This is a genomic window from Pseudomonas sp. KCJK9000 (genome assembly GCF_046230725.1).
GTDB classification, from domain to species: Bacteria; Pseudomonadota; Gammaproteobacteria; order Pseudomonadales; family Pseudomonadaceae; genus Aquipseudomonas; species Aquipseudomonas promysalinigenes.
The window spans coordinates 1-25,424 of record NZ_JBJJLN010000045.1 but is presented as its reverse complement, the minus strand read 5'-3'; the positions used below and the strand labels follow the sequence as shown (position 1 = coordinate 25,424).

The following is a 25,424-nucleotide window of genomic DNA, read 5'->3' as shown; positions in this document are numbered from 1 at the left end:
ACTAGAAATGACCTTCGTCGTCACCGACAACTGCATCAAATGCAAATACACCGACTGCGTGGAAGTCTGTCCGGTGGACTGCTTCTACGAAGGCCCGAACTTCCTGGTGATTCACCCGGACGAGTGCATCGACTGTGCACTGTGCGAGCCTGAGTGCCCTGCCCAAGCGATCTTCTCGGAAGACGAGATCCCCGCTGGCATGGAGAATTTCATCGAGCTCAATGCCGAACTGGCAGAGGTCTGGCCGAACATCACCGAGCGTAAAGAGGCCTTGCCGGACGCCGAAGAGTGGGACGGCAAGCCTGGCAAGATCGCCGATCTGGAGCGCTAAATGCCCGGAGCAAAAAAGGCCCGCAAAGGGCCTTTTTTCGTTTATTACGGGCAAAAAAAAGGGGCGGTTTGACCCGCCCACATTTTTTCCGTAGTCCCTGCTTGTCCCAAACATCGTCCTGATGAAATCGCTTCTTGCGATGTCCTTGGCTCTCTCCCTGAGAACCTGTGCATGTCCGTGTGCACAGTTCAAATACTAGCGAGTTCCCCAAAGCAGGCAAATGCAGCTTCTCTCTGAATATTACTGGGGACACACTTCCACACAGCTAAAAAATCGCTGAAAATCAAATAGATACGAAAAATCTCTAGCTGAAAACGCCTTTGATTTACTGGCAGTTGCGCTGATGGCTTACATAAAGAGTAAGCAAAAGCTTACACGCGATGAATCAGTGGTAGCGCCATTCACATTATTGCTCCTCAAAAACCGAGCTAGCTCTCCATGCATGTGTCGCCTGCAGCGCCAGGCAACACAAACAAAAACGCCCCGAGGTCATCGAGGCGTTTTTCGGGCAGCGGTGCCAGGTTTACTGGAACAGTGACTCGCTGGACAGGCCGTTTTTCTCAAGTATCTCGCGCAGGCGCTTGAGCCCTTCTACTTGGATCTGCCGCACGCGCTCACGGGTAAGGCCAATCTCCAAGCCCACATCTTCCAATGTGCTGCTTTCGTGCCCCCGCAGGCCAAAGCGACGCACCACCACCTCGCGTTGCTTGTCGGTCAACTCACCCAGCCACTGGTCGATACTCTGCGACAGATCGTCATCCTGCAGCAGGTCGCACGGGTCGGTCGGGCGATCGTCAGTCAGGGTGTCGAGCAGCGTCTTGTCCGAGTCCGGCCCGAGCGAAACATCCACCGAGGATACCCGCTCGTTGAGGCCAAGCATGCGCTTGACCTCTGCAACCGGTTTTTCCAGCAGTGTGGCGATTTCTTCCGGCGATGGTTCGTGGTCGAGCTTTTGCGTCAGCTCCCGCGCGGCACGTAGGTAGACATTGAGCTCTTTGACCACGTGGATAGGCAAGCGGATGGTGCGGGTCTGATTCATGATCGCCCGCTCGATGGTCTGGCGAATCCACCAAGTCGCGTAGGTCGAGAAGCGGAAGCCGCGTTCCGGGTCGAACTTCTCCACTGCCCGAATCAAGCCCAGGTTGCCCTCTTCGATCAAATCGAGCAGAGACAAGCCACGGTTGACATAACGCCGGGCGATTTTCACCACCAAGCGCAGGTTGCTTTCGATCATGCGTTTACGGCCGGCGGGATCACCCTTCTGCGACAAGCGCGCAAAGTGTACCTCCTCTTCCGGCGAGAGCAGCGGCGAGAAGCCGATCTCGTTGAGATACAGCTGAGTGGCATCGAGCGCTCGGGTGTAGTCGATGTACTTGTGCTGCTTGAGCGAAGAGCCTGTCTTGGCTCTGGTCCGAACCGAGGGTACAGCAGGTTCGTCTGACACCACATCCGTTTCCAAAACGATGCCCGTCTCCATCAGGAGGACGTCATCGTCGATGTCAAACTCCGGCACTTCTTTACTCAGAGCCATTGTTATAGTCCTTTGCTGAGTTCGAACTCAGACTCATGCGACGCCTGTCTCCCTGGCAACGCAGGAGCCCGTCCCCTCTACTTCAGAGGAACAGGCCAGGTACAACGATCAACGACGTGGCAGGAACTGGAGCGGATCGACGGGTTTGCCCTGACGGCGAATCTCGAAATGCAGCTTCACCCTATCAGTGCCCGTTGACCCCATTTCAGCAATCGACTGCCCTGCCTTGACCTGCTGCCCCTCCCGAACCAACAGCCTGCGGTTGTGGCCGTAGGCACTGACGTAGGTATCGCTGTGCTTGATGATGATCAGCTCGCCGTAGCCCCTCAAACCACTCCCGGCGTAGACCACCGCACCATCAGACGCAGCAAAAACAGGCTGTCCCAAATCACCGGCGATATCAATGCCTTTATTCAAACTACCGTTTGAAGCGAATTTTCCAATCAGCACGCCATTGGCCGGCCATGCCCATTTACCCACGGCGCGCTCTGCGGCAGGCACCGTGGCAACCACCGGCGTAGGCGCAACAGGCGTTGTTGGCGTCGACTTTCCGCCGCTTTGGGGAGGGTTGATAGGCCCGCCGGCAGGGCGACGAATGACCGTAGTCTTGCTGGAGGATGAGGGGTTGGAAACCACGGTGGTGCTACTGGAGGACCCACTGCTGAAACGGATCGCCTGGCCGGGACGAATGGTATACGGGGCGCCGATGCCGTTGCGTGCAGCGAGCTCCTTGTAGTCCCACCCATAACGAAATGCGATGGAGAACAACGTGTCGCCAGGCTTGACGATGTACTGCCCCGTCGTCACAGCGGGGCGCTTGGCCGCAGCTGCGTTGCGGTCGACCACGCGGGCACCGCTGGAGCCTGTGCTGGAGCAACCCGTAAGCAGGGCGCCCACGGCCAGTGCAATCGCCAGAAGCTTGAAAACCGACCCATCCTTGCGCTGCCCGATGCCTGTGTGCCCCACCCGCGCTCCCCTCATGGTGCCAAAAACCGATAAACCGATAAGACGATGTGAAATGCAATATTGTTGCAATTATAACCGAGCCAAGCCGCAATGGCAGGGCTTAGGCCCCGCCTGATAGACAGGCCCGCAGCGCAGGAATTCGTTGCGGGTGCAAATATTCGTGACGGCTCAGGCCAATGGGCCGTTGAGTAGCGGTACGAACCGCACCTGGCCAAGCACGCGACGGGTGAACCCATGCTCTTCGCGAACGATCAGCATCAGCTGTTGCACCTCGCCAGCCGGGCCGACTGGGATGACCATGCGTCCACCGGGCGCCAGTTGGTCGAGAAGCGCCTGCGGCACCTGAGCAGCCACAGCAGTGACGATGATGCCATTGTAGGGGGCCAGCGCCTGCCAGCCATCACAGCCATCGCCCCAACGGAACACCACATTGCGCAGATTGAGCTCTACCAAGCGTTCCTTGGCCCGGTCTTGCAGCACCTTGATGCGCTCCACAGAGAACACCCGTTCGACCAACTGCGCCAGGATCGCCGTCTGGTAGCCCGAACCCGTGCCGATCTCCAGTACCTTGTCCAGCGGCCCCGCCTCCAGCAGCAGCTCGCTCATGTGCGCCACCATGAAGGGCTGAGAGATGGTCTGGTTGTGCCCGATCGGCAGCGCCGTGTCTTCGTAAGCCCGGTGCGCCAGGGCCTCGTCGACGAATAGGTGGCGCGGGGTGCGGCGAATCACCTCCAGCACCTTGGCGTTGGACACCCCTTCTTCGTAGAGGCGCTGGATCAGCCGCTCGCGAGTACGCTGCGAGGTCATGCCAATACCGCCACGGCGCTGCAGATCGTCCTGATCACGCATCAGAACAGGCCCTCCAGCCAGCCGTCGAGCTGTTCGAAGGCATCGTTGAACGTTCGATCCAGCTGTAATGGAGTGATCGAAACGTAGCCTTGCATGACCGCATGGAAATCGGTGCCCGGCCCGCCGTCCTCGGCGTCGCCCGCCACGGCGATCCAGTAACCTTCCTTGCCACGCGGGTTGACCACTTTGGTCGGCGCCGCCGCCCGTGCTCTGTGACCAAGGCGGGTCAGCTGAATGCCGCGGATGTGCTCCAACGGCAGGTTGGGAATGTTCACGTTGAGCACAGTGCGCGGTGGTAGTTGCAGGCGCGGCAGCGCCTCCACCAGGCGGCGGGCGAAGTGGGCGGCGGTCGGCAGATTGTCAGGCTGTCGCGACAACAACGAGAAGGCCAGCGAAGTGCCGCCCAGGAAGCGGCCCTCCAGCGCGGCAGCGACCGTGCCGGAGTAAATCACATCATCCCCCAGGTTCGCCCCCAGGTTGATGCCCGAGACGACCAGGTCCACCGGCTCAGGCAACAAGCCATTGAGGCCCAGGTGCACGCAATCGGTCGGCGTGCCATTGAGGCTGATGAAACCATTGGCCAACGTCTGCGGATGCAGCGGCCGGTCCAGTGTCAGCGAGCTGCCGGCGCCGCTTTTGTCTTGGTCCGGAGCAATCACCACGCACTGGGCATAATCGGCCAGCGCATCATGTAGCGCGGCGAGGCCCGGTGCGGTAACACCGTCGTCGTTCGAAATCAGAATACGCATGGGCTGTCCGTCTGCCCTGCCGGCACCAGATCAACAAGCTCGCGCACCACCACGGTGGCGAAGCATCCGGCCGGAAGGACGAATTCCAGTTGCAGGATATCAGGCTCGGGATAATGCCACGTCAGGCCGCCAATAGGGAGCCGCAGTATCCGCCGTTCGTGATCCATGCCCGCATCGGCGAGCCATTGGCACAGCGCCGCGTGACGCTCGCCTATCGCTGTCTCCAGCGCGCAGGTCGCGTCAGCCGCAGGCGACGGCCCCTGCCCCCACAAGGGGCCGGTGGGGTGAAGATCAAGAATGCTCAAACGAGGATCGCAACATTCCTGCTCGCCTGCTTGGAAAAAGCTACGGCTATCGGTAAACGCCAGCAGGTCTCCAACTTGTGCGCGCTGCCAACTGCCATCGGCTACACGTGCCGCCAGTAGCTGGTTGAACAGATAGCTGCGCGCTGCCGACAGCAGGCGCGAACGCACGTTGCGTTGCTCCGGCAAAGCCCGGCGGGCGGCCCAGCCCTGAGCATCGTGGACATTGCCACCGCCATGGCCGAATCGCTGGGTACCAAAGTAATTGGGCACCCCTTGTTGCTTGAGTTGTTCCAACCGAGCATCGAGGGCCTGACGATCAGCCGCCAGCGCGGTCAGGCGCAGGGTGAAGCCATTGGCCGAATGGGCACCTCGCTGCAGTTTGCGCTGGTGGCGCACCTGCTTGAGGATGCGCAGGGTATCGTCTTGAGCCCGTGCCAGATCCGGGTCGGCCTTGCCCGGCAGGTGCAGGCTGAACCACTGCCGGGTCAAGGCCTGGCGGTCCTTGAGCCCGGCATAGCTGATAGAGCGCACTGGCACACCGGCGGCGCGGGCCAGCCGGCGGGCAGCCTCTTCGGTATTGAGGTCACGCTTCTCGACCCACAGCCACAGGTGCTCGCCCTGACCTGACAGCGGGATGTCCAGTACCTCGTCGACCTGGAAGTCTTCAGCCACGGCCTTGAGCACGGCGCTGCCCAACGATTGGCCCGTGGCCCGCGGGCCCAGCAAGTCCAGTTCGGTCATGCTGGCAGCAACAGGGCGACCGCATGCACGGCAATACCCTCCTCACGCCCGGTGAAGCCAAGCTTCTCGGTGGTGGTGGCCTTGACATTGACCTGGTCGAGTTCAACCTGCAGGTCTTGGGCGATCAGCTGACGCATGGTTTCGATGTGCGGGGCCATTTTCGGAGCCTGAGCAACGATGGTGGCGTCGACATTACCGACCTGCCAGCCCTTGGCGTTGACGATCGCGACCACGTGACGCAGCAGCACACGGCTGTCGGCGCCTTTGAATTGCGGGTCGGTATCGGGGAAATGCTTGCCGATGTCGCCCAGCGCCGCGGCACCGAGCAAAGCGTCGCTCAGTGCGTGCAGCAGCACGTCACCGTCGGAATGGGCCAGGAGGCCGTATTTGTGAGGGATACGCACCCCACCCAGGGTAATGAAATCACCGTCGCAAAAACGGTGCACATCGTAGCCGTGGCCAATACGCATAGAAAAACGCCCTGATTGAGTCAGGGCGTGATTCTACCTGCTTTAGCCGCTATTGGGTTGCCATCTGGGCGGCCCGCCAAGACGCCTACACGCGCCCAAGGGCCACCGCGTGATGGCGCAAGTGCTCATCGATGAAGCTGGCGATGAAGTAGTAACTGTGATCGTAGCCAGGCTGCAGGCGCAGAACGAGCTCATGCCCGCCTTTGCGTGCGGCCAGCTCCAATGCCTCAGGCTTGAGTTGCTTCTCGAGGAAATCGTCGCGGTCGCCCTGATCCACCAGCACCGGCGGGCACTGGCCTGCCGAGGTTTCGGCCAGCAACACGCTGGCGTCCCATTCGCGCCAGCGCGCACGGTCTTCACCCAGGTAGCGGCTGAAGGCTTTTTCACCCCACGGGCAATCGATCGGATTGCTGATCGGCGAAAATGCCGACACCGAGCGATAGCGCCCTGGATTGCGCAATGCGCAGACCAGCGCGCCGTGCCCACCCATGGAATGGCCGCTGATGCTGCGCTGGTCGGACGCTGGGAAGTGCGCCTCGATCAGTGCTGGCAGTTCCTGCACCACGTAGTCATGCATGCGGTAGTGCTGCGCCCAAGGTTGCTGGGTGGCGTTGAGATAGAACCCGGCGCCATGGCCAAAATCCCAAGCACCCTCAGGGTCGCCCGGCACCTGCTCGCCCCGCGGGCTGGTGTCGGGTGCGACGATGATCAGCCCCAATTCTGCGGCAAGGCGCTGGGCACCCGCCTTCTGCATGAAGTTCTCATCGGTGCAGGTGAGGCCGCTGAGCCAGTACAGAACCGGCAGTTTCTCGCCCTGCTCGGCCTGTGGTGGCAGATATACAGCGAACACCATGTCACAGCCCAGCACCTTGGAGTGATGCCGGTAACGCTTGTGCCAGCCGCCGAAGCTTTTCTGGCAGGAGATGTTATCCAGGCTCATGGCTGACCTCAGAAGTGGATCACACTACGGATGCTCTTGCCTTCATGCATCAGGTCGAAGGCTTTGTTGATGTCCTCCAGGCCCATGGTATGGGTGATGAAGGTATCGAGCGGAATCTCACCCTTCTCGGACATTTCAACATAGCTTGGCAGCTCGCTGCGGCCACGCACCCCGCCGAATGCCGAACCACGCCAGACGCGGCCAGTCACCAGCTGGAACGGGCGGGTAGCGATTTCCTGGCCGGCCCCGGCGACACCAATGATCACCGACTCGCCCCAGCCTTTGTGGCAGCATTCCAGCGCCGCGCGCATCAGCTGCACATTGCCGATGCACTCGAACGAAAAGTCCACGCCACCGTCGGTGAGGTCAACGATCACTTCCTGGATCGGGCGGTCGTAGTCTTTGGGGTTGATGCAGTCGGTGGCGCCCAGTTGACGGGCGATTTCGAACTTGGCTGGGTTGATGTCGATGGCGATGATGCGCGAAGCCTTGGCCTTGACCGCACCGATTACCGCCGACAGCCCGATACCGCCCAGGCCGAAGATGGCCACGGTGTCACCGGCTTTCACTTTGGCGGTATTGAGCACCGCGCCGATGCCGGTGGTGACCCCGCAACCGAGCAGACAGACCTTCTCCAGCGGCGCTTCTTTCTGAATTTTGGCCACGGAGATTTCGGGCAGTACGGTGTACTCGGAGAAGGTCGAGGTGCCCATGTAATGGAACAACTGCTGGCCCTTGTACGAGAAGCGCGTGGTGCCGTCGGGCATCAAGCCTTTGCCTTGGGTAGCGCGGATGGCTTGGCATAGGTTGGTCTTGCCGGAGAGGCAGAATTTGCACTTGCCGCATTCGGGGGTGTAGAGCGGGATCACGTGATCGCCCACCGCCAGCGAAGTCACGCCTTCGCCCACGGCTTCGACGATCGCCCCACCTTCGTGGCCGAGGATCGACGGGAAGATGCCTTCAGGGTCGGCACCGGACAAGGTATAGGCGTCGGTGTGGCAAACACCACTGGCGACCACGCGCAACAGCACCTCGCCGGCCTTGGGCATGGCCACGTCGACTTCGACGATTTCCAGGGGTTTCTTGGCCTCGAAGGCTACGGCAGCACGGGACTTGATCATCACAGGGTCTCCAGACAGAGGATCGATTCAGTCCAGCAGTGTAATCCAGGCACTTTTGATAAATAATCCGAGCCAAGCCAAAACATTATTGCCATACAGGGATAATCCATGAGTAGCCGCTGGGAAGGCATCGACGAATTTGTCGCCGTGGCCGAGTCAGGCCAGTTCACGGCGGCCGCCGAGCGCTTGGGCGTATCGTCGTCCCATATCAGCCGGCAGATCGCTCGCTTGGAGGAGCGCCTGCAAACCCGCTTGCTCTACCGCAGTACCCGCCGGGTAGCGTTGAGCGAAGCTGGGCAGACTTTCCTGCAGCACTGCCAGCGCCTGCAGGACGGCCGTGAAGAAGCCTTGCGCGCCATGGGTGACCTTGCCAGCGAGCCCAAGGGCCTGCTGCGCATGACCTGTGCGGTGGCCTACGGCGAGCGCTTCATCGTGCCATTGGTGACCCGCTTCATGGCGCTGTACCCGCAATTGCGGGTCGACGTGGAGCTGAGCAACCGCACCCTGGACCTGCTGCACGAAGGCATGGACCTGGCCATTCGCCTAGGCCGGCTGGCCGACTCGCGGCTGATCGCCACGCGCCTTGCACCGCGGCGCATGTACTTGTGCGCGTCGCCGGCGTACCTGGAGCGCTACGGGCGGCCGCACAGCCTTTCCGAACTGGCCAGGCACAACTGCCTGATCGGCAGCTCCGATCTGTGGGCACTGCAATACGATGGCCGTGAGATCAGTCAGCGGGTACAGGGCAACTGGCGTTGCAACAGTGGCCAGGCGGTGCTGGATGCCGCGTTGTTGGGTATGGGGTTGTGCCAGTTACCTGACTACTACGTGCTCGAACACCTGAACTCTGGCGCACTGGTGTCGTTGCTTGAGGGGCACCAGCCGCCGAATACGGCGGTATGGGCGTTGTATCCGCAGCAGCGGCATCTGTCGCCGAAGGTCAGGCGGCTGGTTGATTATCTGAAAGAGGGCCTAGGCGGACTGCCGGAGTATCGGCATGTCTAGGGTGCGGGAGGATTGACGCATCTGCCCGGGCCGGCGTTTTCGCGGATAAACCTGCCGGGGCTGCGCAGGTTTTCAGATTAGCGCCACCCTTACGGGCGGGTTCGCACGCGACCAGACCGGAGCAGTAACGGTTGATCAGCGCCTGCCCGCCCAGCGCTGACGCAACCACTCCAGGTCTTCCGGTCGGGTGACTTTGATGTTGTCACTGCGCCCTTCGACCAAGCGCGGCGCCTGCCCAGACCACTCGATGGCAGAAGCCTCATCGGTCACTACCACATCGGAAACCAGACTCTCGGCCAATGCCCGATGCAACATGCCCAAGCGAAACATCTGTGGCGTATACGCTTGCCAGATGGTGCTGCGGTCCACCGTCGCGGCGACCCGCCCACTGGCATCGGCACGCTTGAGCGTATCCCGAGCCGGCACCGCCAGCAGCCCACCGACGGGGTCACTGGCCAACTCCGACAGCAGCTTGTCCAGGTCACTACGGGCCAGGTTCGGCCGCGCCGCATCGTGCACTAGCACCCAGTCGTGCTCCGATGCCCCTTGGGCATGCAACAACAACAAGGCATTGAGCACCGAATCGGCACGTTCACGACCGCCCGGTGCACACTGGATAGTCGGATCACTGGCGCAGCCAAGCCGAGGCCAGTAAGGGTCGTCTTCGGCGATGCTGACCACCACGCCTTTGAGCGAGGGGTGGCCAAGGAAACAATCGAGGCTATGCTCGAGCAGCGTCTGCCCAGCCAGCTCCAGGTATTGCTTGGGGCGATCGGCAGCCATGCGGGCACCCACGCCCGCTGCAGGGATCACGGCCCAGAAAGCCGGTAATGGTTCAATCATTTTTGCGGCAGCTGGTAGAGGGTTTCGCCCTCTTTGACCATTCCCAGTTCATGACGAGCCCGTTCTTCAACGGTCTCCATACCTTTTTTGAGCTCCAGCACCTCGGCATAGAGCACACGGTTACGCTCCAGCAGCCGTTCATTCTCGGCATGCTGTTCTTCGATCTGCTGCTTGAGCTCGGCCACTTGCGCCAGGCTGCCGTTACCCACCCAAAGGCGGTATTGCAGGCCACCGAGCAGCACAAGCAGGACAAGGAACAACCAATAGGGACTGCGCATCAAGGTATCCAGATTAAAGACCGCCGCACACGGACGTCGTATAGCACGAAGCCTGGCCGAGGCCAGGCTTCGTGGACAGAAACCCGCATGAAGCGCCGGATGGCTGGGTACCGAAATTCAGTACCCAAGCCCCGACAGCCTCGGTTGCTGTCTTTTTACCATCTCTTGCTTAGCCGCGAAACTCGGCACGACCACGGTAAACCGCTTTGGCGCCCAGTTGCTCTTCGATGCGCAGCAGTTGGTTGTACTTCGAGACACGGTCGGAACGGCACAGCGAACCAGTCTTGATCTGGCCAGCAGCGGTACCCACAGCCAGGTCGGCGATGGTCGAGTCTTCGGTTTCACCGGAGCGGTGCGAGATCACTGCGGTATAGCCGGCAGCCTTGGCCATCTGGATGGCTTCCAGGGTTTCGGTCAGCGAGCCGATCTGGTTGAACTTGATCAGGATCGAGTTACCGATACCCTTCTCGATGCCTTCCTTGAGGATCTTGGTGTTGGTCACGAACAGATCGTCACCCACCAGCTGTACTTTGGTACCGATCTTGTCGGTGAGGATTTTCCAGCCAGCCCAGTCGGACTCGTCCAGGCCGTCTTCGATCGAGATGATCGGGAAGCGCTCGGTCAGGCCTTTGAGGTACTCGGCAAACCCTTCGGCGTCGAACGACTTGCCTTCACCGGACAGGTTGTACTTGCCGTCTTCGTAGAACTCCGAAGCCGCGCAGTCCAATGCCAGAGTCACGTCGGTGCCCAGCTTGTAGCCGGCCTTTTCCACAGCTTCGGCGATGGCGCCCAGGGCGTCTTCGTTGGAAGCCAGGTTCGGGGCGAAACCACCCTCGTCACCCACGGCAGTGTTCAGGCCACGGGCCTTGAGCACGGCTTTGAGGTGGTGGAAGATTTCGGTGCCCATGCGCAGGCCGTCGGAGAAGGTCTTGGCGCCAACGGGCTGAACCATGAACTCCTGGATATCGACGTTGTTGTCGGCGTGCTCGCCGCCGTTGATGATGTTCATCATCGGAACCGGCATGGAGTACTGGCCTGGGGTGCCATTGAGGTTGGCGATGTGCGCGTACAGTGGCAGATCCTGGTCCTGTGCAGCGGCCTTGGCGGCAGCCAGGGACACGGCCAGGATGGCGTTGGCGCCCAGCTTGGCCTTGTTCTCGGTACCGTCCAGCTCGATCATGGCGCGGTCCAGGGCCTTCTGGTCGGAAGGATCCTTGCCCAGCAGCAGGTCACGAATCGGGCCGTTGATGTTGGCGACGGCCTTCAACACGCCCTTGCCCAGGTAACGGCTCTTGTCGCCATCACGCAGCTCCAGCGCTTCGCGCGAGCCGGTGGAAGCACCGGACGGCGCGCAAGCGCTGCCGATGATGCCGTTGTCGAGCAGTACATCGGCTTCCACAGTGGGGTTGCCACGCGAATCGAGAACTTCACGACCTTTGATGTCGACGATTTTTGCCATTGTTGTAAGCACTCCAGAATTGACGAAAACAACGCAACTTTAGGAAATTCTTGCCTTGCACCAGGCGGGGAAGCAGCAGGCAGGCCTGGCAGAAGCGACCCCTGACCGAACGGTCAGGGGAAGATCGCGGCGTACTTTACCCGAGAAATGAGCCTTGCGCGGCTTTAACCGTCGGAAAACTCATCAAAGACCTGAAAAAATCAGGCCTTGTTCTTCTGGGCCAGGGCCGCTTTGACGAAGCCGCTGAACAGCGGGTGGCCGTCACGCGGGGTGGAGGTGAACTCCGGGTGGAACTGGCAAGCCACGAACCATGGGTGATCTTTGGACTCGACCACTTCGACCAGCGCGCCGTCCTCGGAACGACCAGATACCACCAGGCCAGCATCAACCAGCTGAGGCAGCAGGTTATTGTTGACTTCGTAGCGGTGACGGTGACGCTCGGTAATCACGTCCTTGCCATAGCAGTCGTGGACCTTGGAGCCGGCAGCCAGCTGGCAGTCCTGCGCGCCCAGGCGCATGGTACCGCCCAGATCGGACGCTTCGGTACGGGTTTCGACGGCACCTGTGGCATCGGCCCACTCAGTGATCAGGCCGACCACCGGATGGCCGCTGTTGCGGTCGAACTCGGTGGAGTTGGCGTCTTTCCAGCCCATTACGTTGCGGGCGAACTCGATCACGGCCACCTGCATACCCAGGCAGATGCCCAGGTACGGCACCTTGTTCTCACGGGCGTACTGCACGGCCGTGATCTTGCCTTCCACGCCACGCAGGCCGAAACCGCCTGGCACCAGAATGGCATCGGCGCCTTCGAGCAGGCTGGTGCCCTGGTTCTCGATGTCTTCGGAGTCGATGTAACGCAGGTTGACCTTGGTACGGTTGGTAATGCCGGCGTGGCTCATCGCTTCGATCAGCGACTTGTACGCATCCAGCAGCTCCATGTACTTGCCGACCATGGCGATGGTCACTTCCTGCTCAGGGTTGAGCTTGGCATCGACGACCTTGTCCCACTCGGACAGGTCGGCGCTGTTGCACTGCAGGCCGAAACGCTCGACGACGAAGTCGTCCAGGCCCTGGGCGTGCAGCACACCTGGGATCTTGTAAATGGTGTCGACGTCTTCCAGCGAAATCACCGCACGCTCTTCGACGTTGGTGAACAGCGCGATCTTGCGGCGCGACGAGGCATCGACCGGGTGGTCGGAACGGCAGATCAATACGTCAGGCTGCAGGCCGATGGAGCGCAGTTCCTTGACCGAGTGCTGAGTAGGCTTGGTCTTGGTCTCGCCAGCAGTGGCGATGTAGGGTACCAATGTCAGGTGCATCAGCATGGCGCGCTTGGAGCCCACTTCCACACGCAGCTGGCGGATCGCCTCGAGGAACGGTTGCGATTCGATGTCGCCCACCGTACCGCCGATCTCCACCAGGGCCACGTCGGCATCGCCTGCACCCTTGATGATGCGACGCTTGATTTCGTCAGTGATGTGCGGAATGACCTGGATGGTCGCGCCCAGGTAGTCACCACGGCGCTCTTTACGCAGCACGTGCTCGTAGATGCGGCCGGTGGTGAAGTTGTTGTTCTGGGTCATGGTGGTGCGGATGAACCGCTCGTAGTGGCCCAGGTCCAAGTCGGTCTCGGCGCCATCGTGGGTGACGAACACCTCACCATGCTGGAACGGGCTCATGGTGCCCGGATCGACGTTGATGTACGGATCCAGCTTGAGCATGGTGACCTTCAGGCCCCGCGCTTCCAGGATGGCCGCCAGGGAAGCCGAGGCAATGCCTTTCCCCAATGAAGAAACAACACCGCCCGTGACGAATATGTAGCGCGTCATGAAAAACCCTAGAAGTCTGCGTTAAGGCGGCCAGCGCCGCCGGAGAAAGCGAAGGAAGGCCGAAGCCCCCGATCACCTGCGTCAATCACAGTGCATCTCGAAAAACTGCCGCGTCTGTACAGACCAGGGGTATCCCCGGCATGGAGCTCGCTCGTCATTTTCAGAATCAGCCCAGCAAAAAACTGCTTGGTAATCGGCAACTGCTGTGTTTCCGGGGAAGCCACAGAAGTTGTATCAAGAAGGGAGGGTAGTCTACCGGAATGTACCCTTCAGCTCAAACCTTGCGCGTTCGTCGGCAGCGCCCAATGAAGCTGGCAATCGGCTTGGGCCAAGGATGGCAGATTGGCCACCGCCAGCAAGCGTTCGCCGCAAAACAGCAATGGCAGGCGCGGGCGCACAAAGTGCGGGACCTGCAACTCGTTGAGCAGGCGCTTGAGGTCGCGTCGCCCGCGCCCGGCGACATCCAGCATCTCACCGCCCTGGCGGTAGGCGATGTGCAGATCGCTCTGCGGCCCAGCGACATCAAGACGCACGTAACCGTTGCCAGGCAGCGCCAGGCTGGCGCCGGGGTCTGCCCATGGGTACTCACCTTTGGGTGTTTGCAGCCAGTCCCCGCTCAACCACCAGATGCGCCCCTGGCTACGCAGCAGGCACCCGTCAGCGAGCCGCCAGACCGGCTGCGCATCCGCCGCCGCGTCCCGCAGGTCCGCCCAGCCCGCCCAATGTCGCGTGTCGGGTAACCGGGTTCGCTTGCTGAGCCAGTATTGCAAGGCATTGCGCTGGCGCGCAGGCGACAATCGGGCAAGCGTCGCCAAGTCGAGCGAGGGCAACGCGGCCCAGGCAGGTGCTGCGCCCTGCACCGCTTGCGCCAGGTCGCCTGCAGCCAATTCATCGAGCAAGCCCAGAGCCTCCCCCAGGTGTTCTGCACAGCGGGCGATGTTCTGGCGGGCTTGGGGCCAACGCTGCTGCAATGGCGCAAACATCTCTGCGCGCAGGTAGTTGCGGTCGAAGGTGGTATCAACGTTCGTCGGGTCTTCGATCCACACCAAGTCATGGGCGTGGGCGTAGTCATGCAACTGCTGACGCGAGGTTCCCAGCAATGGCCGAACCAGGCTGCCCTGCCCTAATCGTCGCTGCGCAGGCATTGCCGCCAGGCCACGCAACCCGGCGCCGCGCAGCAAGCGCAGGAGCAAGGTTTCGGCCTGGTCGTCGCGATGATGAGCGGTGAACAGGATTTCACCGGGCGCGAGGATCTGCTCGAAGGCTGCATATCGGGCGTCGCGGGCGGCCTGTTCGAGGCTGGCGCCGGGGGAGACTTGGACGTAGATGACCTGGAGCTCGATGCCGAGCGTGTCGCAGATGACTTGGCAGTGGGCCGGCCAGGCGTCGGCGACCGACTGCAAGCCGTGATGGATGTGCAAGGCACGCAGCGCAGGAGCTGAAGGTTGGCGGGCGTGTTCGGCCAACAGATGCAGAAGCACGGTTGAGTCCAGGCCGCCAGAGAAAGCGATGTACCAGGTGGGGGCGTTGCGCCAAGGGGTGAGGTTGATCATGTGCGCCTCACTTGGCTTGATAACCGGATCCATGTGAGCTTGCCCGCGAACCCACGCGAAGCCAGTGCCGTGCACCGCATCGCCTGTTTCGCGGGTGAAGCTGCGCCCATATGGGCCGCAGCGCGGCCCTGGGATGAATCAGAGGCCGTAGCTCATCAAGCGGTCGTAACGACGGGCCAGCAGGGTGTCGTGGTCGAGCTTGCCGAGCATGTCCAGCTGCTGTACCAAGTCGGCACGAATGCTCTCGGACATCTTGGCCGGATCACGGTGGGCGCCGCCCAGCGGCTCCTCGATGACCTTGTCGACGATGTTCAGGCTTTTCAGGCGCTCGGCAGTGATGCCCATGGCTTCGGCGGCGTCGGCAGCCTTGTCGGCGGTCTTCCACAGGATCGAGGCGCAGCCTTCGGGCGAGATGACCGAGTAGGTGGAGTACTGCAGCATGTTCAGCTGATCGCATACGCCAATGGCCAGTGCACCGCCAGAACCACCCTCACCGATCACGGTAGCGATGATTGGGGTTTTCAGACGAGCCATGACCCGCAGGTTCCAGGCGATGGCCTCGCTCTGGTTACGCTCTTCGGCGTCGATGCCAGGGTAGGCGCCCGGGGTGTCGATGAAGGTCAGGATCGGCATCTTGAAGCGCTCGGCCATTTCCATCAGGCGGCAGGCCTTGCGATAGCCCTCAGGGCGCGGCATGCCGAAGTTGCGGCGTACCTTTTCACGCACTTCACGGCCCTTCTGGTGCCCGATGACCATCACCGGCTTGCCATCCAGACGCGCGGTACCACCAACAATGGCCGCGTCATCGGAGAAGTGGCGGTCGCCGTGCAGCTCTTCGAACTCGGTGAAGATGTGCTCCAGGTAGTCCAGGGTGTAAGGACGACGTGGGTGGCGCGCCAGGCGGGCGATCTGCCAGCTGGTCAGGTTGCCGAAGATGCTTTCGGTCAGGGTGTTGCTCTTGTCTTGCAGACGGGCAATTTCATCGCTGATGTTCAGCGAGTTGTCGTTGCCTACCAGGCGCAGGCCTTCGATCTTGGCTTGCAGGTCGGCAATCGGCTGTTCGAAATCGAGAAAATTCGGGTTCATAGTCATCCGTCTTGGGTCTACGGCCAGGCGGCCGGCCGGTTGATCCGTTTGGCGCCATACCTTAAGGGATCAGGCGCATATAGGTCGAGATTAAATTTCGTCGATTCAACGATATTGCAGGAAGACGTTCTCACGTCCGAACTGGTCACGCAGTGCCTGAATCAGGCCGTCGGCCGGGTCTATCGACCACTGGTCACCGAACTGCAGCATGGCCTTGGCATCGCTGCTGGTGTACTCGAGGGTGATCGGGCAGGCGCCGCGATGCCGGGTGATCAACTCGCCCAGCCATTTCAGGCGGTCGCCCTTGAGTGCCTCATGGGCCACCTTCAAGCGCAGGCTCTCGGCCAGCTTGGTGCGTGCATCCTCCATGGTCATCACCTGCTTGACCCGCAGGCGCAGGCCGCCTGAGAAGTCGTCGTTGCTGACCTCGCCTTCGACCACCACCATGGCATCGGTCTGCAGCAAAGACTGGGCCGCCACGTAGGCGTCGGCGAACAGCGAAGCCTCGATGCGCCCGGAGCGGTCATCGAGGGTGACGAAGCCCATCTTGTCGCCTTTCTTGTTCTTCATCACCCGCATGGCAATGATCATCCCGGCGATGGTCTGAGTCTCGCGCGAGGGCTTGAGATCGATGATGCGCTGGCGGGCGAAACGGCGGATCTCGGTTTCGTATTCGTCGATCGGGTGGCCGGTGAGGTACAAGCCCAAGGTGTCCTTCTCGCCTTTAAGGCGCTCCTTGAGGGTCAGTTCACGCACCTTGCGGTGGTTGGCATAGACGTCCACGTCTGCGGCGTCGAACATGCCGCCGAACAGGTCGACATGGCCACTGTCGGCGGTATGCGCAGCCTGTTCGGCGGCCTTGATGGCCTCGCCCAGCGCCGCCAGCAAGGTGGCGCGGTTGATGTCGATACTGGCGTGATACGCCTTGATCTCGTCATGGAAATGCGGACCCAACCGGTCCAGGGCACCACTGCGGATCAAGGCATCGAGGGTGCGCTTGTTGACCCGCTTGAGGTCGATGCGCTCGCAGAAGTCGAACAGGTCCTTGAACGGCCCGCCTTGGGCGCGCGCTTCGACGATGGCCTCCACCGGGCCCTCACCGACGCCTTTGATCGCACCCAGGCCATAGACGATGCGGCCATCGTTGTTGACGGTGAACTTGAAGTCGGAGAAGTTCACATCCGGCGCATCGAGGCGCAGCTTCATGCTGCGCACTTCCTCGACCAGCACCACCACCTTGTCGGTGTTGTGCATGTCCGCTGACAGTACCGCTGCCATGAAAGGCGCAGGATAGTGGGTTTTCAGCCATGCAGTCTGATAAGAAACCAACCCATAGGCGGCCGAGTGGGATTTGTTGAAGCCGTAACCTGCGAACTTTTCCACCAGGTCGAAGATGTTACCGGCCAGATCAGCATCGATGTTGTTGGCAACGCAACCTTCGATGAAGCCGCCCCGCTGCTTGGCCATTTCTTCGGGCTTTTTCTTACCCATTGCCCGGCGCAGCATGTCTGCACCGCCCAGGGTGTAGCCTGCCATCACCTGGGCAATCTGCATCACCTGTTCCTGGTACAGAATGATGCCGTAGGTGGGCGCCAGCACCGGCTTGAGGCCTTCGTACTGGTAGTCGGAGTGCGGGTAGGCCAGTTCGGCACGGCCGTGCTTACGGTTGATGAAGTCGTCCACCATGCCCGATTGCAGCGGGCCGGGGCGGAACAACGCCACCAGTGCGATCAGGTCTTCCAGGCAGTCGGGCTTGAGCTTCTTGATCAGCTCTTTCATGCCGCGGGATTCGAGCTGGAACACCGCCGTGGTTTCGGCTTTCTGCAGCAACTCGTAGGTCTTGCGGTCATCCAGGGGGATGAAATCGATGTTGACGTCGGGCAAGTTCTGCTTGGCCTGCTCGCGGTTGATGATTTCCATCGCCCACTTGATGATGGTCAAGGTGCGCAGGCCAAGGAAGTCGAACTTCACCAGGCCCGCCGCCTCGACGTCATCCTTGTCGAACTGGGTCACCAGGCCGCCGCCCTCCTCGTCACAGGCAATCGGCGAAAAGTCGGTGAGTTTGGTTGGCGCGATGACCACGCCACCGGCATGCTTGCCGGTGCCTCGGGTCACCCCTTCGAGCTTGAGCGCCATGTCCCAGATTTCGCGGGCATCTTCGTCGCCCTTGAGGAAGTCGCGCAGGATCTCTTCCTGCTCGTAGGCCTTCTCCAGGGTCATGCCCACTTCGAACGGGATCATCTTCGACAGCCGGTCGGCCAGGCCGTAGGACTTGCCCTGCACCCGCGCCACATCGCGCACCACCGCCTTGGCGGCCATGGTGCCGAAGGTGATGATCTGGCTCACGGCATTACGGCCATAAGCTTCGGCCACGTAATCGATCACCCGGTCGCGGCCATCCATGCAGAAGTCGACGTCGAAGTCGGGCATGGAAATACGTTCAGGGTTGAGGAAGCGCTCGAACAGCAGGTCGTAGGCCAGCGGATCGAGGTCGGTGATCTTCAGCACGTAGGCCACCAGGGAACCGGCACCCGAACCCCGGCCCGGGCCTACCGGCACATCGTTGTTCTTGGCCCACTTGATGAAGTCCATAACGATGAGGAAGTAACCGGGGAAACCCATCTGGATGATGATGTCCAGTTCGAACTTCAGCCGGTCAAGGTAGACCTGGCGCTTTTCTTCGTAGTTGGGCGTGGTCTCTTTCGGCCAGAGCACCGCCAGGCGCTCCTCCAGGCCCTCGTGCGAAACATGGCGCAGATAGTCGTCGATACCCATGCCATTGGGCGTCGGGAAGTCGGGCAGGAAGTACTTGCCGAGCTGCACCTGGATGTTGCAACGCTTGGCGATTTCCACAGTGTTGGCGATTGCATCGGGCAGGTCGCTGAACAGCTCGGCCATTTCTTCGGCCGACTTCAGGTACTGCTGGTCGCTGTAGTTGCGCGGCCGGCGCGGGTCGTCGAGGGTCCAGCCTTCACCGATGCAAACCCGGGTTTCGTGAGCATCGAAGTCCGATTGCTTGATGAAACGTACGTCGTTGGTGGCCACCAACGGCGCGCCGAGCTGGTCGGCCAGGGCCACGGCGGCGTGTACGTAATCTTCGTCACCCGCACGGTTGGTGCGCTGCACCTCGACGTAGAAGCGGTCTGGGAACATGCCCATCCAGTCGCGCAGCAGGGCCTGGGCTTCAGCCTGACGGCCGCTCGCCAGCGCCATGCCGATGTCGCCTTCCTTGCCCGCAGACAGGGCAATCAGCCCATCACTGGCAGGGGCAATCCACTCGCGCTGGACAATCACCAGCCCGTTGCGTTGACCGTCGGTCCAGCCACGGGAAATCAGCTCGGTGAGGTTGCGGTAGCCTTGGGGGTTCATGGCCAGGAAGCAGATGCGCGACAGCGGTGCTTCCGGGTCGGCGCCGGCAAGCCAAAGGTCGGCGCCACAGATCGGTTTGATCCCGGCGCCCATGGCGGTTTTGTAGAACTTCACCAGCGAGCACATGTTGCTCTGGTCGGTGATCGCCACCGCAGGCATGTTCATCCCCGCCAGCGCCTTGGCCAGCGGCTTGATCCGCACCAGGCCGTCTACCAGCGAGAATTCGGAATGGACGCGCAGGTGAACGAAGGGAACCGACATGGAAAGTCCTGTAGCAGTGCTGAACGACAAGGGCGCGATTGTAGCGTAAATGCTCGAAGCATTTGGGGCCGCATAGCGGCCCCATTGGATCAGATCAGTGCGTGAGTGAAGCTTTCTCGGGCTTCCCACGCGGCGCGCACCGGGCCGAATGAGCGCCGATGGATGGGAGTGGGACCCAGCCGCGCCAAGGCCTCCAGGTGCACTGCAGTCGGGTAGCCTTTGTGCCCGCCGATGCCGTAGCCAGGGTAGATCAGCTCGAATGCGCTCATCTCCCGATCACGGGTCACCTTGGCCAGAATCGATGCGGCGGCGATGGCCGGCACCTGGCTGTCGCCCTTGACCACCGGTGCAGCCGGAACGGCCAGTTGCGGGCAACGATTGCCGTCGATCAAGGCCAGCTTCGGTGTGATGTGCAGCCCTTCAACCGCACGCTGCATGGCCAGCATGGTGGCATGCAGGATGTTGAGCCGGTCGATTTCATCGACTTCAGCGCGGGCGATGCAAAAGCTCAACGCTTTTTCACAGATTTCGTCGAACAATGCCTCACGCCTGGCTTCGGTGAGTTTCTTCGAATCGTTCAAGCCCAGGATCGGCCGAGCCGGATCGAGAATGACCGCCGCCGTGACCACTGCACCACACAGCGGGCCGCGCCCGACCTCGTCAACGCCGGCCACCAGGTCTTCGACCAAGTTGAAGTCCAATCCAATCTGCATATCAGCGGTCCTTGAGCAAGGCCAGCACTGCATCGGCCGCCTGGTTGGAGGCGTCGCGGCGCAGGGTGCGGTGAATCTCATCGAAGCGTTCGGTCTGCTGGGCACCCCCGGCGATCAGCGGCGCCAAGGTCTGCGCCAAAGCTTCACTGGTCGCGGCATCCTGCAGCAGCTCCGGCACCAGCTCACGCTGGGCCAGCAGGTTGGGCAACGAGACGTAAGGGCTTTTCACCAGGCGCTTGAGTATCCAGTAAGTCAAGGGTGCCAGGCGATAGGCAACGACCATCGGGCGCTTGTACAAAAGCGCCTCGAGTGTGGCGGTACCAGAGGCAATCAGCACCGCGTCGCAGGCGGCCAACGCCTGGTGCGACTGACCATCGAGCAAGGTCAACGGCAGGTCGCGACCTGCCAGCATCTGCTCCACCTGAGCACGGCGCGCAAGGTTTGCGCAGGGCAGCACGAACTGCACCCCAGGCACCAGCTCACGCAGGCGCTGAGCGGCATCGAGGAACAGCGCGCCCAGACGCCCCACCTCACCGCCCCGGCTTCCCGGCATCAACGCCACCACTGGCCCGTCGGCCAGCCCCAGCGCGCTGCGAGCGGCGTGCCGGTCTGCCGTCAACGGGATGGTATCGGCCAAGGGGTGGCCCACGAAGCGCACCGGTACGCCCTGTTCTTCGTAGAAACGCGCCTCGAACGGCAACAGTGTGAGCATCAGGTCGCAACCTTCGCGGATCTTCAGCACACGTTTCTGCCGCCACGCCCAGACTGACGGGCTGACATAGTGCACTGTCTTGATTCCGGCCTGGCGCAGTTTCAGTTCGATGTTGAGGGTGAAGTCTGGCGCGTCGATACCGATGAACACATCGGGCCGTTCGCCGATCAGGGTCTGGATCAGCGCTTTGCGGCGCTTTAGCAGCTCGCGCAGACGCCCCAGTACCTCGACCAGGCCCATGACTGCCAGGCGCTCCATCGGGAAGTACGACTGCAGGCCTTCGGCCTCCATCAGCGGGCCGCCCACGCCGATGAAACGGATATCGGGATGGCGCGCCTTGAGGGCGCGCATCAGCCCGGACCCGAGAATATCGCCGCTGGCCTCACCTGCGACCAGGGCTACGCAAAGCTGCCCCATTTCAGCGGGTGATGCCGCGGGCAGAGTTCACGATCGACTGACGGAACAGTTCGACCTGATCGTGCTTGGCCGCGAGCTCTTCCAGCTCCTTGACCGCCTCTTCGACAGTCAGGCCTTGGCGATAAACGATCTTATAGGAGCGGCGCAAGGCATGGATGACCTCATCGCTGAAGCCACGGCGGCGCATGCCTTCGAAGTTCATGCTGCGGGCTTCGGCAGGGCTGCCGAACACCGTGACGAAAGCCGGCACATCCTTGCCGATCGCCGTGCCCATGCCAGAGAAAGCATGGGCGCCGATGTGGCAGTACTGATGCACCAGGGTAAAGCCGGAGAGGATCGCCCAGTCACCAACATGCACATGCCCGGCCAACGCGGTGTTGTTGACCAGGATGCAGTGGTTGCCAATGACACTGTCATGGCCTATGTGGGCATAGGCCATGATCAGGTTGTGATCACCCAGGGTGGTTTCCGAACGGTCCTGGACCGTACCACGGTGAATGGTCACACCTTCGCGGATCACGTTGTGGTCGCCGATGACCAGGCGCGTCGGCTCACCCTTGTACTTGAGGTCAGGGGTGTCTTCGCCAATCGAGGAAAACTGGTAGATGCGGTTGTGCTTGCCAATCCGGGTCGGGCCTTTGAGCACCACGTGCGGGCCGATGACCGTGCCTTCACCGATTTCGACATCGGGGCCAACGATAGACCACGGGCCAACCTCGACGCCGTCGGCCAGCCTGGCCGACGGGTCGATGATCGCCCGTGGATCAATCGAAGTCATAGGGAGCGTTCCGCACAGGTGATCTCGGCCGAGCATACTGCCTTGCCGTCAACCAGAGCACGGCACTCGAACTTCCAGATCATGCTTTTGCGGCTGAGGAACTTGGCTTCCAGTACCAGCTGGTCGCCTGGCAGCACAGGCTGGCGGAAACGCAGCTTGTCGGACCCAACGAAGTAGTACAGGGTGCCGTCGGCGGGCTTGGCATCGAGCATCTTGAAGCCCAGGATGCCGGCTGCCTGGGCCATGGCTTCGATGATCAGAACACCCGGCATGATCGGGTGCGCTGGGAAATGGCCATTGAAGAACGGCTCGTTGATGCTGACATTCTTGTAGGCACGAATGCTCTGGGCCTCGAAGTCCAGATCCGTCACGCGATCTACCAGCAGGAACGGGTAGCGGTGAGGCAGGTATTCGCGAATCTCGTTGATGTCCATCATTTCGGGGGGAAGCCTGTAATAAGAATAGGGAGCGCAGGTGCTGACCACACGCTCCTTTTGCAATCCAAAGAGGAGCCAGCTAGCGACTGTTCACTCTTGCTCAGGAAATGGTATCAGCCTTCTGATGCCGGCTGGCCACCTGAGGTCACGGTATCGACACGTTTTTCCACCTGCTGGAGGCGCTTGGCCATGTCATCGAGCTGGCGAATACGCGCCGCGCTCTTGCGCCAGTCAGCCAATGGCTGCATGGCGGTACCGGATGAATAGGAACCTGGTTCGGTGATCGAACGGGTCACCATGGTCATTCCGGAAATGAATACGTTGTCGCAGATATCAATGTGGCCCACCAGCCCTACACCACCTGCCAGCATGCAGTGCTTGCCGATGCGCGCACTGCCCGAGATACCCACGCAGGCAGCCATGGCCGTGTGATCACCGATCTGCACGTTGTGAGCGATCTGGATCTGGTTGTCGAGCTTGACCCCATCGCCGATCCGGGTATCCGACAGTGCACCACGGTCAACGGCGGTGTTGACGCCAATTTCCACGTCGTCACCGATGGTGACGCCGCCGATCTGGGCAATCTTGCGCCAGATACCTTTCTCGTTGGCAAACCCGAAGCCTTCGCCGCCGATAACGGCACCCGACTGAATGACTACGCGCTTGCCGATGGTCACGTCGTGATACAGCGTTACCCGCGGTGCCAGCCAGCCACCCTCACCGATCACACAGCGTGCGCCAATGAAGCAGTGAGCGCCGATGCAGACACCAGCACCGATGCGCGCACCGCTTTCGATGACCGCGAACGGCCCGACACTTGCACTGGCGTCCACCTGCGCGTCCTCAGCCACCACGGCGCTGGGATGAATACCCGCCACAGCCTTGGGTTTGGGGTCGAACAGATGAGAAATACGCGCATAGGCCAGGTACGGGTCGGCCACGATCAGCGCATGGCCGGCAAAACCTTCGGCATCAGCCGCCTTGAGCAGGACGGCCGCAGCCTGACAGTTGTCCAGGTATTTGCGGTACTGCGGGTTGGCCAGAAAGCTCAACTGACCCGGGCCAGCCTCCTGCAAGGTGGCCAGCCCAGTGATCTGCAGCGCCTCAGGGCCTTTGAGTGTGGCCCCGAGGGCCTCGGCCAGCTGGCCGAGCGTCATGGTCACGGTCATATCAACGCGCTTGGTTCATACGCTCGATGACTTGGCGGGTGATGTCGTACTGAGGTTTGACATCGATGACCGCACCACGCTCGAGAACCAGGTCGTAGCCGCCCTTCTTGATGACTTCCTCGACAGCACCGTCCAGCTTCGGCTTGAGCTGCTTGAGCATGTCGCGGTCAGCAACGGCCTTGGCCTCGTTCAGCTCCTTGGACTGGAACTGGAAGTCACGGGCTTTTTGCTTGAATTCCAGCTCCAGGCGCTCGCGCTCTTGCTGTTGCATCTTGTCGCCGCCCTTGATCAGACGGTCCTGAATGCCCTTGGCGCTGCTTTCCAGGCTTTTCAGTTTGGTCAGCTGCGGGCCGAACTTCTTCTCGGCGTCGACCGCGTACTTCTTGGCGGCATCGGATTCGAGCAGGGCCATCTGATAGTTCAGCACAGCGACTTTCATTTCGGCGAAAGCCGGGGTGGCGACCAGCGCCGCGGCCACTACGGCCAGTTGAGCCAATTTACGCACGATGCACTCCTGGAAAAACCGTTGTCGTTAAGCAAGGGCCGACCTTAGAAGGTCTGGCCCAGAGAGAATTGGAACACCTGGGTGTCAGCATCGTCCGGCTTCTTGACCGGCATCGCCAGGCTGAAGCTCAACGGGCCCAGTGCAGTGATCCAGGTCACACCCAAACCGACGGAGCTGGCCATGCCCGAGAAACCGACCTTCTCGCAATCAGGCTTGCTGCCGCAGTTGGTGTCGAACACGTTACCTACGTCCCAGAACACCGAGGTCCGCAGCGAGCGCTGATCCTTGACGAACGGAAGCGGGAACAGCAGCTCCACACCACCCTGGACCAGCACGTTGCCACCGAACGGCAGTGGGTCTTGGTCCGGGTCACGAATAGTGCCAGGTTTGCCACCCTCAGCAGCCCCCCTACTGGGCGTACTGCGCGGCCCAAGACTGCTGTCCTTGAAGCCACGAACGGAGTTGAAACCACCCGCATAGTAGTTCTCGTAGAACGGCAGGCCCGAAGTACCACCGAAGCCATCACCATAACCCAGTTCCGTGTGCAGGCGCAGGGTGTAATTGCTGGTAATCGGCTTGAACAACTGGCCGCGGTAATCAAGCTTGTAGAACGACAGATCACTACCCGGAATAGTGCTCTCAAGAGTCAGGCTCTGGGAGTGACCGCGGGTCGCCAGTACACCTTTGTTCAGGGTCGACTCCGACCAGCCGATCGACGCCTTGAAGTTGGTGAAACTGTCACCTTCTTTCTCGAGGAAGTCGAAAATCTCGTCGACGGTGTACTTACCAGTCTTGATCTTGTCCTGCTGAACGCTCAGCCCATAGGTCAGGCGCGAGGTTTCGCTGATCGGGTAGCCGAGGCTCACACCGGCACCCAGGCTATCCACGGCATAGCTGGCCACGTCGACGTCGAGGTCGCTGTAGTCGGTGCTGCGGTAGAAAGCGTTGTAGCCCAGGCTCACGCCGTCGGCAGTGAAGTAGGGGTCAACGAAGCCGAAGTTGTAGCG

The 25,424-nt window shown here is 61.3% G+C and carries 24 protein-coding genes; 2 read left to right on the top strand and 22 right to left on the bottom strand.

The genetic code is table 11. The features are described 5' to 3' along the window. The first annotated feature begins 7 nt into the window (after nucleotides 1–7). Nucleotides 8–331, top strand: coding sequence for a ferredoxin FdxA (fdxA, locus tag ACK59H_RS17975; RefSeq protein ID WP_060479505.1), 324 nt, complete (start codon nucleotides 8–10; stop codon nucleotides 329–331). Between the two features lie 523 nt (nucleotides 332–854). Here the strand turns inward: fdxA and rpoS are convergent. The 8 genes from rpoS to ACK59H_RS17935 all read right to left on the bottom strand — a co-directional run bounded on the left by rpoS (nucleotide 855) and on the right by ACK59H_RS17935 (nucleotide 8,003). After that, nucleotides 855–1,862 (bottom strand): RNA polymerase sigma factor RpoS, encoded by a 1,008-nt coding sequence (gene rpoS / locus ACK59H_RS17970; protein WP_060479506.1) that lies wholly within the window; start codon nucleotides 1,860–1,862, stop codon nucleotides 855–857. Nucleotides 1,863–1,970: 108 nt separating this feature from the next. After that, nucleotides 1,971–2,828: a peptidoglycan DD-metalloendopeptidase family protein gene (locus ACK59H_RS17965; protein ID WP_186478723.1), complete on the bottom strand. Its 858-nt coding sequence runs from the start codon at nucleotides 2,826–2,828 to the stop codon at nucleotides 1,971–1,973. A 168-nt stretch (nucleotides 2,829–2,996) separates the two neighbouring features. Further along, nucleotides 2,997–3,635 (bottom strand): protein-L-isoaspartate(D-aspartate) O-methyltransferase, encoded by a 639-nt coding sequence (locus ACK59H_RS17960; RefSeq protein ID WP_186478724.1) that lies wholly within the window; start codon nucleotides 3,633–3,635, stop codon nucleotides 2,997–2,999. A gap of 41 nt (nucleotides 3,636–3,676) precedes the next feature. Further along, a complete protein-coding gene (gene surE, locus ACK59H_RS17955) occupies nucleotides 3,677–4,426 on the bottom strand; it encodes a 5'/3'-nucleotidase SurE (protein WP_060480135.1) in 750 nt (249 codons plus the stop codon). Continuing rightward, on the bottom strand, nucleotides 4,414–5,472 hold the full coding sequence (truD, locus tag ACK59H_RS17950; protein WP_060480136.1) for a tRNA pseudouridine(13) synthase TruD: 1,059 nt from the start codon (nucleotides 5,470–5,472) through the stop codon (nucleotides 4,414–4,416). The genes surE and truD overlap by 13 nt, the downstream gene beginning before the upstream one ends. Beyond that, complete coding sequence (gene ispF, locus ACK59H_RS17945) at nucleotides 5,469–5,942, bottom strand: 2-C-methyl-D-erythritol 2,4-cyclodiphosphate synthase (RefSeq protein ID WP_060480137.1); 474 nt, start codon at nucleotides 5,940–5,942, stop codon at nucleotides 5,469–5,471. The genes truD and ispF overlap by 4 nt, the downstream gene beginning before the upstream one ends. Before the next feature lie 85 nt (nucleotides 5,943–6,027). Beyond that, on the bottom strand, nucleotides 6,028–6,882 hold the full coding sequence (gene fghA, locus ACK59H_RS17940) for an S-formylglutathione hydrolase (RefSeq protein ID WP_060480138.1): 855 nt from the start codon (nucleotides 6,880–6,882) through the stop codon (nucleotides 6,028–6,030). Nucleotides 6,883–6,890: 8 nt separating this feature from the next. After that, nucleotides 6,891–8,003 carry an S-(hydroxymethyl)glutathione dehydrogenase/class III alcohol dehydrogenase gene (locus ACK59H_RS17935; RefSeq protein WP_060480139.1) on the bottom strand — a complete coding sequence of 371 codons (1,113 nt, stop codon included), beginning with the start codon at nucleotides 8,001–8,003 and terminating at the stop codon, nucleotides 6,891–6,893. A 108-nt stretch (nucleotides 8,004–8,111) separates the two neighbouring features. Here ACK59H_RS17935 and ACK59H_RS17930 point away from each other — a divergent pair, with 108 nt between their 5' ends. Then, nucleotides 8,112–9,008: a LysR substrate-binding domain-containing protein gene (locus ACK59H_RS17930; protein ID WP_060480140.1), complete on the top strand. Its 897-nt coding sequence runs from the start codon at nucleotides 8,112–8,114 to the stop codon at nucleotides 9,006–9,008. A 135-nt stretch (nucleotides 9,009–9,143) separates the two neighbouring features. Here the strand turns inward: ACK59H_RS17930 and ispD are convergent, their stop codons facing one another. From ispD to ACK59H_RS17860, 14 genes are all read right to left on the bottom strand, one after another. Further along, nucleotides 9,144–9,851 carry a 2-C-methyl-D-erythritol 4-phosphate cytidylyltransferase gene (gene ispD / locus ACK59H_RS17925; RefSeq protein ID WP_060480141.1) on the bottom strand — a complete coding sequence of 236 codons (708 nt, stop codon included), beginning with the start codon at nucleotides 9,849–9,851 and terminating at the stop codon, nucleotides 9,144–9,146. Then, the gene (gene ftsB / locus ACK59H_RS17920) at nucleotides 9,848–10,129 is read right to left on the bottom strand and encodes a cell division protein FtsB (RefSeq protein ID WP_060480142.1); all 282 of its coding nucleotides are present in this window, start codon (nucleotides 10,127–10,129) and stop codon (nucleotides 9,848–9,850) included. The genes ispD and ftsB overlap by 4 nt, the downstream gene beginning before the upstream one ends. 169 nt (nucleotides 10,130–10,298) lie before the next feature. Further along, on the bottom strand, nucleotides 10,299–11,588 hold the full coding sequence (eno, locus tag ACK59H_RS17915; protein ID WP_060480143.1) for a phosphopyruvate hydratase: 1,290 nt from the start codon (nucleotides 11,586–11,588) through the stop codon (nucleotides 10,299–10,301). A 200-nt stretch (nucleotides 11,589–11,788) separates the two neighbouring features. Beyond that, the gene (locus ACK59H_RS17910) at nucleotides 11,789–13,417 is read right to left on the bottom strand and encodes a CTP synthase (protein WP_050704421.1); all 1,629 of its coding nucleotides are present in this window, start codon (nucleotides 13,415–13,417) and stop codon (nucleotides 11,789–11,791) included. Nucleotides 13,418–13,686: 269 nt separating this feature from the next. Beyond that, on the bottom strand, nucleotides 13,687–14,970 hold the full coding sequence (gene tilS / locus ACK59H_RS17905; RefSeq protein WP_060480144.1) for a tRNA lysidine(34) synthetase TilS: 1,284 nt from the start codon (nucleotides 14,968–14,970) through the stop codon (nucleotides 13,687–13,689). A 138-nt stretch (nucleotides 14,971–15,108) separates the two neighbouring features. Continuing rightward, nucleotides 15,109–16,056, bottom strand: a complete 948-nt coding sequence (gene accA / locus ACK59H_RS17900) for an acetyl-CoA carboxylase carboxyl transferase subunit alpha (protein ID WP_060480145.1) — start codon at nucleotides 16,054–16,056, stop codon at nucleotides 15,109–15,111. Between the two features lie 105 nt (nucleotides 16,057–16,161). Next, the gene (dnaE, locus tag ACK59H_RS17895) at nucleotides 16,162–19,686 is read right to left on the bottom strand and encodes a DNA polymerase III subunit alpha (protein WP_060480146.1); all 3,525 of its coding nucleotides are present in this window, start codon (nucleotides 19,684–19,686) and stop codon (nucleotides 16,162–16,164) included. Between the two features lie 89 nt (nucleotides 19,687–19,775). Continuing rightward, entirely contained in the window at nucleotides 19,776–20,399 is a 624-nt protein-coding gene (gene rnhB / locus ACK59H_RS17890) for a ribonuclease HII (protein WP_060480147.1), read from the bottom strand. A gap of 1 nt (nucleotide 20,400) precedes the next feature. After that, the gene (gene lpxB, locus ACK59H_RS17885; protein ID WP_060480148.1) at nucleotides 20,401–21,528 is read right to left on the bottom strand and encodes a lipid-A-disaccharide synthase; all 1,128 of its coding nucleotides are present in this window, start codon (nucleotides 21,526–21,528) and stop codon (nucleotides 20,401–20,403) included. 1 nt (nucleotide 21,529) lies between these two features. After that, the gene (gene lpxA, locus ACK59H_RS17880) at nucleotides 21,530–22,306 is read right to left on the bottom strand and encodes an acyl-ACP--UDP-N-acetylglucosamine O-acyltransferase (protein ID WP_060480149.1); all 777 of its coding nucleotides are present in this window, start codon (nucleotides 22,304–22,306) and stop codon (nucleotides 21,530–21,532) included. Next, the gene (fabZ, locus tag ACK59H_RS17875; RefSeq protein WP_060480150.1) at nucleotides 22,303–22,743 is read right to left on the bottom strand and encodes a 3-hydroxyacyl-ACP dehydratase FabZ; all 441 of its coding nucleotides are present in this window, start codon (nucleotides 22,741–22,743) and stop codon (nucleotides 22,303–22,305) included. The genes lpxA and fabZ overlap by 4 nt, the downstream gene beginning before the upstream one ends. A 113-nt stretch (nucleotides 22,744–22,856) precedes the next feature. Further along, a complete protein-coding gene (gene lpxD / locus ACK59H_RS17870) occupies nucleotides 22,857–23,912 on the bottom strand; it encodes a UDP-3-O-(3-hydroxymyristoyl)glucosamine N-acyltransferase (protein WP_060480151.1) in 1,056 nt (351 codons plus the stop codon). Between the two features lies 1 nt (nucleotide 23,913). Beyond that, complete coding sequence (locus ACK59H_RS17865) at nucleotides 23,914–24,417, bottom strand: OmpH family outer membrane protein (protein ID WP_003252311.1); 504 nt, start codon at nucleotides 24,415–24,417, stop codon at nucleotides 23,914–23,916. Nucleotides 24,418–24,461: 44 nt separating this feature from the next. Then, nucleotides 24,462–25,424, bottom strand: a 963-nt coding sequence (locus ACK59H_RS17860) for a BamA/TamA family outer membrane protein (RefSeq protein ID WP_409264746.1), incomplete at its 5' end; no start/stop codon positions are given.